The following is a 13,405-nucleotide window of genomic DNA, read 5'->3' as shown; positions in this document are numbered from 1 at the left end:
ACAATAGCAACATATTAACTGTTAAACTGATACAATACACTCGTTTTCATAATTGATATCAGAACATATCCGTTTTAATCATGAGTATTCTGTCACTCGATAATGCCTGCTTTGCTGTAGGTCACCACCCCTTACTGGATCATGCATCTCTGCAAATGGATGCAGGTGAAAAAATAGGCTTTATTGGTCGCAATGGCGCCGGGAAATCCACATTACTGAAAATTCTGGCCCGGGTACAGAAACTGGATGACGGATTGTTGACCATCCAAAACAACCAAAAAGTTGTGTATGTACCGCAGGAGTCTTTTTTTGACCCTCAGACCACTGTATTTGACACCATAGCTCAAGGATTGGGTGAACTGCAAAATCTGTTACGTGAGTATCATGAGCTCAGCCAGAATATAGGTGATGAAGCCAGTCTGAATCGGTTAACTGAATTACAAAATGAGCTGGAAAACCGTAACGGCTGGCAATTTGATGCCTTAATTGCGCAAACCTTAAGTGAATTACAACTGCCGGAAAACGAATTGATTGGCAATTTAAGCGGCGGTCAGAAAAAGCGTGTTGCTCTGGCTCAGGCATGGGTACAAAAACCTGATATCCTGTTACTGGATGAACCAACCAACCATCTGGATATTGAAGCGATAGAATGGATGGAAAATCTGCTTGGTAATTTTGCCGGCAGCCTGATTGTCGTAACACATGACCGACGCTTTCTGGATCGTGTAGCTACGCGTATCATCGAATTAGACCGTGGACATTTACGTAGTTACCCGGGAAGTTTTAGTGCTTATAGTGAAAAAAAAGCACAGGAACTGGCTGTTGAAGCAGAACATAACCGGCTTTTTGATAAATTTCATGCTCAGGAAGAAGCTTGGATTCGCAAAGGAATTGAAGCACGCCGCACACGTAACCAGGGACGGGTTAAACGACTGGAACAACTACGCCGCGAACGCGCTGCACGTCGTGAGGTGCAGGGTCAGGTCAGCTTTAATTTAAATCGCGGTGAAGCCAGCGGGAAAATTATAGCAGAGCTTGAACACGCCGGATTTGCTTATGGTGAACACCTTATTATTCGTGATTTCTCTTGTGTTATTCAGCGCGGTGACAAAATTGGTTTGATAGGATCAAATGGTGTTGGCAAAACCACCTTTTTAAAATTGATTTTAGGTGAATTACAACCAACCTCAGGTAAAATTCGGCTGGGCTCACGTCAGGAAGTTGCCTATTTCGATCAGTTTCGTAGTGCATTAAATGAAAACGATACTGTTTTTGATACTATAGGTCAGGGTAATGATTACATTGATATTGGCGGTCAGCGTAAACACGTAATTGGTTATCTTGAAGAATTTCTGTTTTCTCCGGCCAGAGTTCGTAGTGAAGTCAAATCACTTTCTGGTGGCGAGCGCAACCGGCTATTACTGGCCAAACTATTTACTCGTCCGGCCAATATTCTGGTACTTGATGAACCAACAAATGATTTGGATATCGATACGCAGGAATTACTGGAAGAGTTATTGCGGAATTATAACGGCACCGTATTTCTTGTCAGCCACGATCGTACTTTTCTGGATAATGTAGTTACTCAATCCATAGTTTTCAAAGGTCATGGTCAGTTAAAAGAATACATAGGCGGTTATCAGGATTTTATTGACGCCCAAAAACGTGAACAAAGTTTACTAACACCAGCGCCCACAACAAGCAAAAATATCATTAATCCTGATAAAAACCGGCAAAAAAGCCGACGCAACGATAAACTTTCCTACAACGAACAACGTGAACTTGCCAGCTTACCCGATGAGCTTGCTACTCTCGAAGCAGAACAACAAGAGCTGAATAATAAACTTTCCGATCCGGAAATATTCAAAAATGACTATAAACTAGCAACTGAATGGCAAACACGTATTGCTGAAATTGAAGAGCTGCTGCTGGAAAAACTTGAACGTTGGGAAATCCTTGAAGCAAAACAAAAAAATCAGGGCTAATCCAATAAAAAAGCCAGTATATTCATATACTGGCTTTTTTGTGTTTGAATTTATCTTTTACGATGGCGTCCGGTCCCGCCACCATGTCGCATACAAGTTTCATAACGACGTGTGACATTAGTAGCATACCAGTTGGTATTATAATCTTTGCTTAACTTCGGTCCGCTAATTACAACCTGCGGCATAATGGCATATGGCGGATTCTTACCGAACTGTTGCTTATATAAAGTAATTACATTCTGATAGGTGGATGTATTTTCAAATTCTGCCTGTTTTTCCTGTAATAAATCTGCACGTATCTGCTCCGGTTTCATTGGCATACCATGATCGGCAAATAACTGATTCAGTGCAGTTTCAGTCTGACTTGGCATTGATTGCGCCTTATCATCTTTATCATACAGTAATAAATCTCCATCCAGAGCCATATCTGTATTAAGCAGTTTATTTATATCTTGCTGAAAAGCCGCATTACGGCTGGAATACATGCCGGAATTATAATCAGCAAAACGATATTGAGCATTATCATAAGATGCTGGATACTTCATTAGCCGGTGAATACCATAATATAAACCACCTTCACGTGTATACATATAATCACGTAATTCATTTACCGGAGCATTATCACGTTGATGTTCACGTGCGTATTTTACTGATACCTGCATTGAACCAATTGTTGTAATCGGATTATTATCTTCTCCGATATCTTTTCCCATAAATTTAGCTGCGGCATTGGTAATTGAATCTGCATAAAATTGCTTTGAAACATAAGCAAATATCTGCCGGTAAATTAAATCCAGCTGCTGTTCGGTTTTAACCGTCCGCATCTGTATCAGGAAACTGTTTTCTTTGCTGGGTTCATTAACCAGTACTGAAGTAAAATAGCGTGAAACTGCCGGTCCCAGAGCAGGTCCGAACTGTCTGACAAATTTTTGCGGCACTTCTGTCTGAAAAGCTTTAATTGCTTTATTACCAAGATCCGGAACAGTTGGATTAGCAACAAAATTAGACTCCTGATCTACAACGGCAATTACACTACATACATTTTCCTGTGTTTTACTGATTTTCAGCTCATCCATTATCCGGCTGATATCCACAGCCCACGCATCTCGTTCTTTTACACGAGCAGGTATTAGTCTGCTTATCTGAGAAGGCTGATTTAAAATTCTGCTGCTGTCATCCGGTGAATCATCATTACCGCCATACCATCCGCCACTGTCCTTACATGCAGACAGGCCGTATAGCAGAAACCCGGCCAGTGTTATATGACTAATAGTCTTCAGTAAAAATCTAGCATTCATACCATAGCATTCATTCGAACAAATCTGTTTTCAGCAAGAAACACAGCCCGGTTTTAGCCCTTACGGCTTCGCCAAAACCATACCCAGACCCAAATCAATACGGCTGTAAAAAATAACGCACTCCATATCGGTAAAGGTATCATTAAAATTTTCTGAACCTCACCACAATTACCTGTACCGCGAATAATCGGTTCATACCAATGAAACAATGGCGCATCACGCAGACGGAAAGTCCACGGTGCACCGCAAGATGGCTGATCCATCAATGGCAGATGCTGAATATATATCTGATATATAGCTACGCCCAGTCCGCCTATGGGTGCCAGACTGACCACAATAGCATTTATCACCCGCTCAATACAGTTGCGATTAGGACAGCAGGCACACAAAAATGCCAGAAGCGCAGTGGCAATAACCGCAACACGCTGAACAATACACAGCACACACGGGTTCATACCCAGAACATACTGACCAACAAAAGAACCAGCTGCACAAAGTACAGCCAGAAAAAATACACACCACAATGCTTTACGGAAGCTCATTTTCAATCCTTTTAAGCAGACAGTTACCAAACATTTCTACTTTCTGCCCGTTTATTAATCAAACAAATTCCCATAATCATTTACGTTTCAGGCACCAGCAATAGTCATATTATCTATCAGAATAGATCCAACTTTATGCGTACTGCGCTTTAACGCATCATCTGCTGCACCAACCATCGCCATAAACATTTCCTGTAAACGTGAAGCGATTGTAATACCCTCTACCGGATAGGCAATCACTCCGTTTTCTACCCAGAAACCTGCCGCACCTCGCGAATAGTCACCAGTAATAGCATTTACACCCTGCCCCATCAACTCAGTAACCAATAAACCGGTTCCCATTGTTTTCAATAAATCGTCCTGACTGGCATGGGTATGATTAAGATATAAATTATGAACACCACCTGCATTTCCAGTAGTACGCATACCTAACTTACGCGCACTGTAGCTACCAAGAAAATAACCCGCAACAGAGCCTTCATTGATAACAGTACGTTCATGTGTGGCTACACCCTCAGCATCAAAATATGTACTGGCCAGTGCTTTTTTTACATGAGGTTTCTCTGTAAGACATACCCAGGGCGCCATAACCTGTTTGCCAAGGCTATCTACCAGAAAACTGGTTTGCCGGTATAACGCACTACCACTCAGTGCACCTACCAGATGACCAATTAGACTACCGGCTATAGTAGTATCAAAAATTACCGGATATTTTCCTGTAGCCACAGACCGGCCATCCAAACGCCGTACTGTACGTGTTGCCGCTGTCTGTCCGATAATTTCAGCATCAGCAATATCTCGTGCATCACGCGCTAAATCGTACCAATAATCACGCTGCATTCCGGATGCATCCGCAGCCACTACACTACAGGAAATACTGTGCCTGCTGCCGCGCTGATAAGCACAAAAATCATTACTGTTAGCATATACAAACTGATAATGATCAGTCTGTACTTCTGCTCCTTCTGAGTTTTTGATACGCTCATCCGTATCAAGTGCTGCCTGTTCGGTTTTTTTACCAATCTCAATTGCTTCATCAGCAGACAGCCGCCAGGGGAAAAAAGATTCTGTATCACCGAATTCCGTTGCCAGTAATGCCGCATCTGCCAAACCGGCGCAATCATCCTGAGCAGTAAAACGGGCAATATTCAAAGCTGCTCCGATGACTTCGTCAATTGCCTTATTACTAAAATCAGCAGTACTTGCACGCCCTTTAGCCTGTCCCACATAAACAGTTACATCCAGAGATTTATCCTGCTGATACTCAATATGTTCGACATTCTGCTGGCGTACCTGTACATTCTGACCCGCAGATTCACTGATATCAATTTCAACAGAACTGGCTCCCTGCTTTCTGGCTTTATTTATTGCCTGCTGGCACAGCTCCTGTAACTGATCGGCACTATGATGAAACATTAATCTACTCTCATGCGAAGAAGCCTGCATTTTAACATGCTGAATTCAGCACTGGCAGCAGTTAAACATACATGTCAACTGAAATGATATGGATTTTTTGCTAAAATAGATACTTGAAATTTCGATATACACGTAACATATACATATATGAACAGTAATACAGACAGTCAGTCCCGTGCAGACGAAGAATGGGTAAGTAAAACCCAATTGAAAAAGCAAATGAATGATTTGCAGCAATTAGGTATGGAGCTAACTAAACTGTCTGCTGATACACTGAAAAAAATAAATTTGTCAGAGGATTTATTACAGGCAGTATTAAGCTACCAGAAAATTACCTCCAACAGCGCACTGAAACGTCAAGCTCAGTTTATCGGTCGTCTCATGCGCGAAACCGATACCAAACCAATCAGTGATTATCTGGCTCGCCTCAAAGGTGAAAACAGCGCACATAATGCTTACTTACAACGGCTGGAAAATCTGCGTGATCGTTTAATTTCCGATGACAGCAGCCTCACTGAAATTATCAGCCGTTATCCGCATATTGATATCAACAATCTGCGTACATTAATCCGCAATGCCCGTAAGGAACAGGCTGCGGGAAAGCCACCAAAAGCTTTCCGCGCTATTTTTCAGGTATTGAAAACGGAAATTAGTGAAGATACAGCATCCTGAACATTACTTCTCTCTCTTCACACAATTCACCTTTCACTTTTTTCATTAATTCAGCTTCAGCATGTAACTCCGGACAAAAAAACCATGAGTGATATCTTAAATAAAATTATTGCCACAAAAAAAACCGAAATGGTTACCGCCAAAACGGCTGAACCACTGGCTGAAGTACGTGCAAAAGCCTATGACCAGGCCCCTGCGCGCCCTTTTCTTGAAGCAATACATACAAAACATCATCAGGGAAAAGCTGCCATTATTGCCGAAGTTAAAAAAGCCAGCCCGTCTAAAGGACTGATTCGTCCTGATTTTTCTCCAGAAAAAATTGCCAGAGATTATCAGCTTGGTGGCGCAGCCTGCATGTCTGTATTAACAGACAAAAACTATTTTCAGGGTAACCTTGGCTATCTGAATCTCGCACGCAATGCCTGCAATCTGCCGGTACTGCGCAAAGATTTCATCATAGATGTCTATCAGGTATACCAGTCCCGGGCATACAATGCAGATGCAATCTTACTTATTGCAGCAGCATTAAGCCGTACCCAGTTAACCGAATATGAAGCCATTGCTCACGAGCTGGGTATGACTGTATTACTCGAAATTCATAACGAAGACGAGCTTGAAAAATGCATTAATATGCGTACCCCGCTATGGGGAGTAAACAATCGTAATCTGCGTACTTTCGAAGTAGATTTACAACAAACTATCAAACTTCTGCCTGCATTAACCGGAAAAACTATTGTGACAGAAAGTGGTATTTTCACCACAAACGATATTCATATGATGCAACAGCATCAGGTTAACACTTTTCTTATCGGTGAAAGCCTTATGCGTAAACAAAACATTGCTGATGAACTAAGTTTACTGGTCAATGCTTAAATTATTGTACACATTAACTGAATTGTTTTAATTACCCTAAAAGGAAAAATCATGGCCGTGATTATTAAGAACGCAGAAGAAATTGCTGCAATGCGTGTTGCTGGCCGGCTGGCTGCCGAAGCTCTTGACTACATAGGCCAGTTTATCAAACCGGGAATCACCACCAATGAAATTGATCGTCTGATTCACGATTATCATATCAATGTTCAGGGCGGCTATCCTGCCCCGTTAGGCTATGGCAACCCGCCATTTCCCAAGTCATGCTGTACTTCTGTTAACCATGTAATCTGTCACGGCATACCCGATGATAAGCCACTAAAAAACGGCGACATATTAAATATAGATGTCACCATTATCAAAGATGGTTTTCATGGCGACTCAAGCCGCATGTATGCAGTCGGAGAAATCAGTCCTCAGGCACGCCGTCTCATTAACATCACTCACCAGAGTATGATGGCTGGTATTTCTGTAGTTAAACCGGGCGCGACACTTGGGGATATAGGTTACGCCTGCCAGCAAGTGGCAGAAAATGCAGGTTACTCCATGGTGCAGGAATTTTGCGGACATGGAGTTGGACGCGGATTCCATGAAGAACCACAAGTGTTGCATTATGGTCGTCGTCATACAGGATTAAAATTGCAACCCGGTATGATATTTACAATTGAACCAATGGTTAATCAAGGTAAACGTCATTTGCGTATATTAGGTGACGGATGGACTGTTGTAACCAAAGACCACAAACTCTCTGCACAATGGGAACACGAGGTATTGGTTACTGATGACGGCTATGAAATACTCACAGTCAGCCCATTAACAGGCAAACCTTAATTCACTTTAAAATATCATAACTTTACATTTAAGCTGCACGAATATCTGATATAAGGCAATAAATCTTAATTTAGATTAATTAAAATAAATTTGTATTATCCTGTTATACCGCATTTTAATAAAACAATAGCAATATTGTATTGAATGTAAAAACAATTGTGATAATATTGATGTCCATAGATAATTATGCATAATGGTAAAACATTTTTCATAACATTTATTGATAAATTTTTATCAAAATAAATAATTATCTGTGAATGACCATATTAATTAATTCAACTAAACATAGACAACTCGCTTTTTAAGGTATAAAAATCATGAAAGCATTCAAGCCTATTAACAATGTGCGCGAAATCCGTAAAAAACTTGGTCTGAATCAGATTGAGTTCTGGAGTCAGGTTGGCGTTACTCAGTCTGGCGGTTCCCGTTATGAAGCAGGTCGTAATATCCCGAAGCCAGTTCGTGAACTGGTTCGTCTGGTACATGTTGAACAATTGGAATTAAGCAAACTTAATCGCGTAAACATGGAAGTGGCTGAACTGCTTAAAACTGAGCATCCTGATATGTATCAGCAGCTTAAAGCCAAAGTAGAAGGAAAATGATCCTCTCTGCTCATTAGCCCCTTATCAAAGCTCCGTACCTTTTCTGGACGGAGCTTTTATTTTGTATATTAAAAATTCCAACCTTATAATAAGCAAAACGATTAATTAGGATTTATACATGACACACACAGCATCTACCCTGATGCCCTTTTTCGGCCTTATTCGGGTTAGCGGCGAAGATCGCACCACTTTTTTGCATAATCAACTTTCAAATGACATTAATCATCTTGCAGAAGGACAGGCATGTCTAGCAACTTACAACACAGCTAAAGGCCGTGTCATCGCCAATATGCTTCTACTTAACAGAGGAGACGATATTATTCTGATTGCTGCAGCAGATCTGTGTGAAACACTACAGAAAAAATTGCAAATGTACATTTTGCGCAGCAAAGTAAAATTAGAAACCTTGCCTGAATGGGGTGTAGCAGTTTGTTTACCAAATGATATTCCTGAATCAAATACACCAGAACAACCTCAATATGTTTTATCAGCAACGATGACAAATCAGATCTGGCAGATACAACTGCCAGATCACTCTTTGGTCAGTATCGGCAAAATCGATCAACTACCACCACAGAATACTGAAAATGCCCTAGCATGGAAAACTTATGAAATTATATGCGGCAATCCATGGATTAGTGCAGCCACCACAGAAACATGTGTGGCACAAATGCTCAATCAGCAGCTTATCGGTGCCGTGCATTTTAAAAAAGGATGTTATCCAGGACAGGAAATTATCGCCCGGGCCCAGTACCGCGGTCAGGTAAAACGCGGCTTGGTACTTATTGAAAGTACTACCCCGCTTTCCGACGGAGACAGCATATATGATAGCAACAATGAAGAAGCGGGGCTGATTATCAATCAGGTACAAAAAGACTCAGTTTCATTGGCGCTGGCAGTTATTAAACACAAAGCTGCCCAGGCGCAGCTACAATGTAACAACCAAGTTTTAAATATGAAAAAATGCTTTTTTTCTACAACTAATGACTAACCGGTTTAAATCACCGGTAAACAGCTGATAAATAAAATTTATATTCATAAAAAGTCATGATTAACAGCACTAAAATATCCAATTAACAGATTTCATATCAACCTGTGCTACAATATATCTCTCTTTACAAGACGGCCACAGCCGTCTTGTTTTTATTGTTTTCAGAATATAAAAATCATGAGTCAGATTGCCCAGGAAGCGGCACGACGCCGCACATTTGCGATTATTTCCCATCCGGATGCCGGTAAAACCACCCTAACAGAAAAACTGCTACTGTTTTCAGGAGCTATCCTCTCTGCCGGTACAGTAAAAGGAAAAAAATCCGGTAAATTTGCCACATCAGACTGGATGGAAATCGAAAAACAGCGTGGTATTTCCGTAGCCTCATCTGTGATGCAGTTTGATTATCGTCAACATGTTGTTAACCTGCTTGATACGCCCGGCCACGAAGATTTTTCTGAAGATACTTATCGCGTACTCACTGCCGTTGACAGTGCCTTGATGGTTATCGATGCTGCCAAAGGTGTAGAAGCACAAACAATCAAACTTTTAAATGTTTGTCGCCTGCGTGACACACCGATTGTTACCTTCATGAACAAATATGACCGCGAAGTTCGCGACTCACTTGAACTGCTCGATGAAGTTGAAAACATACTGCACATCCGCTGCGCTCCGATTACCTGGCCGATTGGTATGGGAAAAAATTTCAAAGGTGTCTATCACATCCTGAATGATGAGATTTACCTCTTTGAAGCCGGTGGCGAGAAGCTGCCACATGAATTTGATGTAATCAAAGGTATCAATAATTCCCGACTGGATGAGCTCTTTCCGATTGAAATTCAGCAACTGCGCGAAGAAATTGAGCTCGTGCAGGCTGCTTCAAATGAATTTGATTTAGACGCATTTTTGCGTGGCGAGCTGACACCTGTCTTCTTTGGTTCAGCTATCAACAATTTCGGTATTCAGGAAATCCTCAATGCATTGATTGACTGGGCACCGGCTCCGCAGCCCAGAGAAACACTAGAGCGGGTGGTCGAACCAACTGAAAACAAATTTTCCGGTTTTGTATTCAAAATACAGGCGAATATGGATGCCAAGCATCGCGACCGTATTGCTTTTTTACGCGTGTGTTCCGGTGAATTTACCCGGGGCATGAAAATCAAACACCTGCGTCTTAACCGAGACATTGCTGCATCCAGTGTTGTCACCTTCATGTCACATACCCGTGAACTGGTTGAAGAGGCTTTTGCTGGTGATATTATCGGTATCCCTAATCACGGTAACATTCAGATTGGCGACAGCTTCACCGAAGGAGAACGCCTCACCTTTACCGGCATCCCGTTTTTTGCACCGGAACTGTTTCGTGCTGTGAGAATTAAAAATCCGCTGAAAATGAAACAGCTGCAAAAAGGATTACAACAACTTGGTGAAGAAGGTGCAGTACAGGTATTCAGACCCCACAATGGCGGCGATCTAATACTCGGTGCTGTAGGTGTATTGCAGTTTGAAGTAGTTACCGCCCGTCTCGCCAACGAATATGGCGTTGATGCCGTATTTGAATCTGTCAGCATCTGGTCAGCACGCTGGGTGTCCTGCTCTGACCGGAAAAAACTGGCTGAATTTGAAAAAGCCAACATACTTAATCTTGCTACAGATGCAGGTGGTAATCTAACCTATCTGGCTCCCAACCGTGTAAACCTGTCTCTGACAGAAGAACGCTGGCCGGATATTCGTTTTCATGAAACCCGCGAATTAACAGCACAGATTAATCAATAGATTTTCTGCATAAACAGAAGCAGCTTATTCCTTAGAGGAAAAGCTACTTTTTTAATAATGACTGCTTATCAGTATTTCAAATACTTTATATATTATAAAGCATAATATTCACAATTATTGCTTTAAAATAAAAAAAATTAAATTAAAAAATATTAATTTATGTCAATTTATTTGCATTTAAGTTATTTATTCCATTTGTTTTATATTATATTAATATTAATTTACATATTTTGTCTTATTTTAGTTTACAAATGGGAAATTCAATATGGGGGAAGCATACTGGGCTGCACGTAAGGGAGACGTGCTTTTACATACCTCCGTGCTCGCCGATTATGTCGAGGCTGCCGTTGAAATACTTTGTTATGCGGCCATAACAGCAGTAGTAAGTTTCGCAATCTTTGGCACGGTGGTAACTGGCGGACTGGCTGCAATTTGCACAAGCGTGATTGTTGGTCTATTCATGTATTTCTCAGGTGGTAGCGATTTAGTATCAGATTTAGCTGAAAAAGTCAGTAGCTTATGCCCGCTATCCGAAGATGGTCAGATTGAAACAGGCTCACACAATACTCATACCAATAGCAAACTCTCAGCCCGTGCTGCCGGCATAATAGACAAAGCAAAACCGGTACAGGCTCCGCAACAGCCTGAAGATTTTATCGATATAACCGGCAATATACTGAACTCAATAGGGAAAGCAGCCAAAGAAATATTCTGGCGGCCGACCGTTGCTTCGCCTGATCCGCGTGCAGTTCCTCAAGAGGAAGACAGAATTAGTTGTAAAAAGCATCCCTCCTCTTTCTCCGGTATAGGTATGCCAAGCCCATGGGAACCGGCTATGCTAGAAAAGTTCTTGTTTGGTGTTATCAATGCCGGAATAGGAACCGTTTACGGAGAACCCGAATATATGGCTGAAGGTTCCAAGAAAGTTTATATCAACGGCCAGCCGGCGGTACGCAGCAATGACCGCAGTACCTGCGAAGCCAAAGTCACCGATGACTGCGAAGGCAGCGTTAAAGTTTCCAACAACGTGCGCATCGGCGGAGAATCTGTTGTTGTCCGCGAAATCAAAAGTGGCAAATACCCAGCCGGACTGATACTTTCTGTTGCCCTGGCGGCAATTTGTCCTGGTAAACTTTCCACAAAAATATTCTGTTTCGCTTTAAATGGTGTTATTAGTGCTGGTAGCAGCATGATTACTGCGGTCCTGATCAACGCAATAAAAGCCGGTCATCCTGTTCATATACCTACTGGCGCCAAAATACTTGATGGCCGTGAAGAGTTCGACTTCTCCCTGCCCGCTCACCTGCCCTTCGAATGGCAGCGCTTTTACAACAGCGCCGACACCCGCACCCACAACATGTTCGGTGCCGGCTGGAGTGTAGGCTATGAAATCGAAATGCAAATCGACCCGCAGCCCGACGGTTCCTGCGCCGCTGTCTATACCGACGAACAGGGACGACAGCTTGAGATTGAAGCCCTCCTTCCTAACCACGGCATGCGCGGCATCAATGAAAACCTCACCATCCGCCGCGGCGAACAGGACCGCTGGGTAATTGAAGATGATGACGGCCTCTACCGCCTGTTCGAGCCCGATCCCGGCAATCCAAAACGTCTGCTGCTGAGCATGCTGCAGGACCGCAATGACAACCAGTTACTTATTTACCGCGATTCCCGTAGCCGTATCGTCGAAATTGCCGATAATGACAACGCCGCCCGCATCAGCCTGCACTATCAGGATCAGCGCCATCCGCAGCGCGTGACCGAAATCCGCCAGGAACTGAGCGACGGCAGCAGCCGCTTACTGAACCGTTACCGGTACACCGGACAGGGTGACCTGCAACAGGTCTTTGATGCCGAGAACCGCCAGACCCGCGAATTTGCCTACAACAGCGACCGGCGCATGACCTATCACCGCCTGCCTACTGGCTTACAGTGTTATTATCAGTGGAGCTACTTCAGCACAGCAGCGGCAGAGACCGCATGGCGGGTAACCCGGCACTGGAGCGAAGCCGACGGTCAGCGACTGGAAGACTATCACTTCCATTATGATTTGGACAAACGCCTGACCACAGTAGAAGACAGCCTGGGTCGTGTCAGCGAACATTACTGGAATGAAATTTACCAGATTACCCGCTACACCGATGCCCTTGGTCAGACCACCGAATTTGAATGGAATGATAACCAGCAGCTGGTCAGTGCAACCGATCAGCAGGGCGGACAATGGCACTACAGCTACGATGCACAGGGCCGGTTAACCGAAGAAACCGACCCGCTGGGCAGAACCACCCAGACTCAGTGGCTGCCGCACTGGGCGCTGCCGACCATCAGCGTCGACCCCGACGGCAGCAGCTGGCGCTATTACTACGACGAGCGCGGTAACCTGCTCACCGTCACCGACCCGTTACAGCAGCATACCCGCTAC

General features: G+C 43.1%; 11 protein-coding genes. 8 read left to right on the top strand and 3 right to left on the bottom strand.

The genetic code is table 11. The annotated features are described in order from the left end of the window. The first annotated feature begins 80 nt into the window (after positions 1-80). The gene (locus GYY70_RS02215) at positions 81-1,985 is read left to right on the top strand and encodes an ATP-binding cassette domain-containing protein (protein ID WP_174831143.1); all 1,905 of its coding nucleotides are present in this window, start codon (positions 81-83) and stop codon (positions 1,983-1,985) included. A 50-nt stretch (positions 1,986-2,035) separates the two neighbouring features. On the opposite strand, the gene GYY70_RS02210 is transcribed toward GYY70_RS02215, so the two are convergent. The 3 genes from GYY70_RS02210 to pmbA all read right to left on the bottom strand — a co-directional run bounded on the left by GYY70_RS02210 (position 2,036) and on the right by pmbA (position 5,271). Continuing rightward, a complete protein-coding gene (locus GYY70_RS02210; protein WP_174831141.1) occupies positions 2,036-3,283 on the bottom strand; it encodes a DUF1615 domain-containing protein in 1,248 nt (415 codons plus the stop codon). A gap of 53 nt (positions 3,284-3,336) precedes the next feature. Further along, positions 3,337-3,825: a disulfide bond formation protein B gene (locus GYY70_RS02205; protein WP_078475533.1), complete on the bottom strand. Its 489-nt coding sequence runs from the start codon at positions 3,823-3,825 to the stop codon at positions 3,337-3,339. 87 nt (positions 3,826-3,912) lie between these two features. Continuing rightward, positions 3,913-5,271 carry a metalloprotease PmbA gene (gene pmbA, locus GYY70_RS02200; RefSeq protein ID WP_238791785.1) on the bottom strand — a complete coding sequence of 453 codons (1,359 nt, stop codon included), beginning with the start codon at positions 5,269-5,271 and terminating at the stop codon, positions 3,913-3,915. 117 nt (positions 5,272-5,388) lie between these two features. On the opposite strand from pmbA, the gene yjgA reads away from it, so the two are divergent. From yjgA to GYY70_RS02165, 7 genes are all read left to right on the top strand, one after another. Continuing rightward, the gene (yjgA, locus tag GYY70_RS02195; protein WP_025330615.1) at positions 5,389-5,913 is read left to right on the top strand and encodes a ribosome biogenesis factor YjgA; all 525 of its coding nucleotides are present in this window, start codon (positions 5,389-5,391) and stop codon (positions 5,911-5,913) included. An 84-nt stretch (positions 5,914-5,997) separates the two neighbouring features. Next, complete coding sequence (gene trpC / locus GYY70_RS02190; protein WP_174831139.1) at positions 5,998-6,786, top strand: indole-3-glycerol phosphate synthase TrpC; 789 nt, start codon at positions 5,998-6,000, stop codon at positions 6,784-6,786. 51 nt (positions 6,787-6,837) lie between these two features. After that, positions 6,838-7,614, top strand: coding sequence for a type I methionyl aminopeptidase (gene map / locus GYY70_RS02185; protein ID WP_025330613.1), 777 nt, complete (start codon positions 6,838-6,840; stop codon positions 7,612-7,614). Positions 7,615-7,931: 317 nt separating this feature from the next. Next, a complete protein-coding gene (locus GYY70_RS02180) occupies positions 7,932-8,216 on the top strand; it encodes a DNA-binding transcriptional regulator (protein ID WP_025330612.1) in 285 nt (94 codons plus the stop codon). A gap of 118 nt (positions 8,217-8,334) precedes the next feature. Then, positions 8,335-9,207 carry a folate-binding protein YgfZ gene (locus tag GYY70_RS02175; RefSeq protein ID WP_174831137.1) on the top strand — a complete coding sequence of 291 codons (873 nt, stop codon included), beginning with the start codon at positions 8,335-8,337 and terminating at the stop codon, positions 9,205-9,207. A 177-nt stretch (positions 9,208-9,384) separates the two neighbouring features. Next, positions 9,385-10,983: a peptide chain release factor 3 gene (locus GYY70_RS02170; RefSeq protein WP_084551554.1), complete on the top strand. Its 1,599-nt coding sequence runs from the start codon at positions 9,385-9,387 to the stop codon at positions 10,981-10,983. 265 nt (positions 10,984-11,248) lie between these two features. After that, positions 11,249-13,405, top strand: a 2,157-nt coding sequence (locus tag GYY70_RS02165) for a DUF6531 domain-containing protein (RefSeq protein ID WP_174831135.1), incomplete at its 3' end; no start/stop codon positions are given.

It is taken from the genome of Snodgrassella sp. ESL0324, assembly GCF_013344955.1.
Lineage (GTDB): Bacteria > Pseudomonadota > Gammaproteobacteria > Burkholderiales > Neisseriaceae > Snodgrassella > Snodgrassella alvi.
This window is presented reverse-complemented; position numbering and strand designations above follow the sequence as displayed.

Excerpts from the sequence above, each read along its gene's own strand:
- GYY70_RS02215 (WP_174831143.1), top strand. The coding sequence starts at position 81 with ATGAGTATTCTGTCACTCGATAATGCCTGCTTTGCTGTAGGTCACCAC.
- GYY70_RS02210 (WP_174831141.1), bottom strand. The coding sequence starts at position 3,283 with ATGAATGCTAGATTTTTACTGAAGACTATTAGTCATATAACACTGGCC.
- GYY70_RS02205 (WP_078475533.1), bottom strand. The coding sequence starts at position 3,825 with ATGAGCTTCCGTAAAGCATTGTGGTGTGTATTTTTTCTGGCTGTACTT.
- pmbA (WP_238791785.1), bottom strand. The coding sequence starts at position 5,271 with ATGCAGGCTTCTTCGCATGAGAGTAGATTAATGTTTCATCATAGTGCC.
- yjgA (WP_025330615.1), top strand. The coding sequence starts at position 5,389 with ATGAACAGTAATACAGACAGTCAGTCCCGTGCAGACGAAGAATGGGTA.
- trpC (WP_174831139.1), top strand. The coding sequence starts at position 5,998 with ATGAGTGATATCTTAAATAAAATTATTGCCACAAAAAAAACCGAAATG.
- map (WP_025330613.1), top strand. The coding sequence starts at position 6,838 with ATGGCCGTGATTATTAAGAACGCAGAAGAAATTGCTGCAATGCGTGTT.
- GYY70_RS02180 (WP_025330612.1), top strand. The coding sequence starts at position 7,932 with ATGAAAGCATTCAAGCCTATTAACAATGTGCGCGAAATCCGTAAAAAA.
- GYY70_RS02175 (WP_174831137.1), top strand. The coding sequence starts at position 8,335 with ATGACACACACAGCATCTACCCTGATGCCCTTTTTCGGCCTTATTCGG.
- GYY70_RS02170 (WP_084551554.1), top strand. The coding sequence starts at position 9,385 with ATGAGTCAGATTGCCCAGGAAGCGGCACGACGCCGCACATTTGCGATT.